Source organism: Henriciella sp. (assembly GCF_049649345.1).
Classification (GTDB): domain Bacteria; phylum Pseudomonadota; class Alphaproteobacteria; order Caulobacterales; family Hyphomonadaceae; genus Henriciella.
The window spans coordinates 1-1988 of sequence record NZ_JBARZC010000234.1 but is presented as its reverse complement, the minus strand read 5'-3'; the positions used below and the strand labels follow the sequence as shown (position 1 = coordinate 1988).

General features: G+C 61.5%; 3 protein-coding genes. All 3 read left to right on the top strand.

The features are described from left to right. The coding region (locus WA989_RS06060; RefSeq protein WP_424339609.1) for a M24 family metallopeptidase at window positions 1–141 on the top strand (141 nt) is incomplete at its 5' end. A gap of 99 nt (window positions 142–240) precedes the next feature. After that, window positions 241–1341 carry a Zn-dependent alcohol dehydrogenase gene (locus tag WA989_RS06055; protein WP_424339608.1) on the top strand — a complete coding sequence of 367 codons (1101 nt, stop codon included), beginning with the start codon at window positions 241–243 and terminating at the stop codon, window positions 1339–1341. A 106-nt stretch (window positions 1342–1447) separates the two neighbouring features. Beyond that, the coding region (locus WA989_RS06050) for an NAD(P)/FAD-dependent oxidoreductase (RefSeq protein ID WP_424339607.1) at window positions 1448–1988 on the top strand (541 nt) is incomplete at its 3' end.

The following is a 1988-nucleotide window of genomic DNA, read 5'->3' as shown; positions in this document are numbered from 1 at the left end:
GGTATGTGCTTTTCCAACGAGCCGGGGATCTACATTTTCGGTGAGTTCGGGGTGCGCCTCGAAGATTGCCTCTACATGACGGAAGAGGGGCCCAGACTGTTTAGTCCACTCTCGCCGTCGATTGATAAGCCTTTCGGATAGGCCATCAGGTTTCCCTTGCGGCCCCTCTGGTCAGTCGTGAGTGCTTGATCCACATTCCTCCTGAACGCCGTCAGAGCGACAAACAGGAGGAAACCCAAGATGAAAGCTGCCGTGATGCGGGAGGCAAACAAGCCTCTCTCGATTGAAGAGGTCTCGATCTCCAAGCCGGGGCCGCGCGAAGTGCTGGTGCGCCTGAAGGCCGTTGGGGTCTGCCATTCGGATGTCCACTTCTGGGATGGGGCCTTTCCGGCGGAGATGCCGGTCATTCTTGGCCATGAAAGTGCCGGCATCGTCGAGCAGGTCGGGTCCATGGTCTCGGCGGTGAAGCCGGGCGATCATGTTGTCTCCATCCTCTCGCCTTTTTGCGGCACCTGCGAATACTGCCTGACGGGTCACATGTCGGTCTGCCACACGGTGAATGGTGAGCAGTTCAAGCGGCCGGCCACGGAGGCGCCGCGCCTGTCGATTGGCAAGGAAAAGGTCAACCAGTTCCTCAACCTCTCTTCCTTTGCCGAGCAGATCCTCGTCCACGAGAACACGCTCTGCGCGATCGACCCGGAAATGCCGATGGACCGGGCGGCGTTGATCGGGTGCGGGGTGATTACAGGGGTCGGCTCTGTCTTCCATGCCGCGAAGGTCGAGCCGGGCTCGACGGTGGCGGTGGTCGGGTGCGGCGGGGTCGGCCTCTCGGCGATCAATGGGGCCGCGATTGCCGGGGCCTCGCGGATCATCGCGATCGACCTGTCCGACGAAAAGCTCGCCATGGCAAAGAAATTCGGCGCGACCGATTTCGTCAATCCGAAAAAGGGTGACCCGGTTGAGCAGGTCAAGGAGCTGACGGGCGGGGGCGTGCATTATTCATTCGAGTGTATCGGTCTGAAGCTGACGGCAGAACAGTCCTACATGATGCTGCGCCCGCGCGGCGTCTCCACGATCATCGGCATGATTCCGCCGGGGGTGAATATCGAAGTACCGGGCATTGAACTGCTGGTGACGGAGAAACGGCTGCAAGGCGCTGTCATGGGCTCGAACCGGTTCCGCATCGATTTCCCACGCCTGATCGAACTCTACAAGCAGGGGCGCCTGCACCTTGATGATCTCGTCTCGGACCGGATCGGTCTCGATGGCATCACAGGCGCGCTGCAGAACCTCAAGGACAATAAGGGCACCGTCGCCCGCCAGGTGGTCCTCTTCGACTAGCTGCCGCATTTCCGGGCACATCGTGGCCCCGCGCCAACGACATCACTGATTTTGCTGGTGATATCCGAGTGCGCCGCTAGGCTTGGCCTGGCTGAAGGGGCTTGTCATGGGCGCAAATTTTTCGAGACGGGATGTCATCTGGAATTTTTCCAGGGTGATGGGGCTCGCCGGTGCCTATGCGGCGATGGAAGCCCTGGGTTTTGTCGGCGAGGCCGGCGCCTATTCAGGCCCGCCGCAAGCGCCCGCGTCACTCGGATCAGGCCGTCGTGTGGTTATTCTCGGGGCAGGGATTGCGGGTCTTGTCGCCGCGTGGGAGCTCAAGAAGGCTGGCTACGCCGTTACCATCCTTGAAGCGCGAAGCCGGCCCGGTGGCCGCGTCTGGTCAATCAGGCGTGACAGCATCCTTGAGCATGATCATCTGCCGGCTCAACGCTGCCAGTTCAGCCCGGGCCAGTATTTCAACGCCGGCGCAGCCCGCATCCCCGGCGTGCACAAGGGTATCCTCTCCTACTGCCGCGAGTTCGGTGTCGCGCTCGAGCCGCACGTGAATGAGAGTGGCAGCGCGAAGTTTGTCAGTTCACGCGTGCGCAATGGCCAGCCGCTGGAGCACAGGCAGGTCGTCAATGACATCAGGGGCGGGGTAAGCG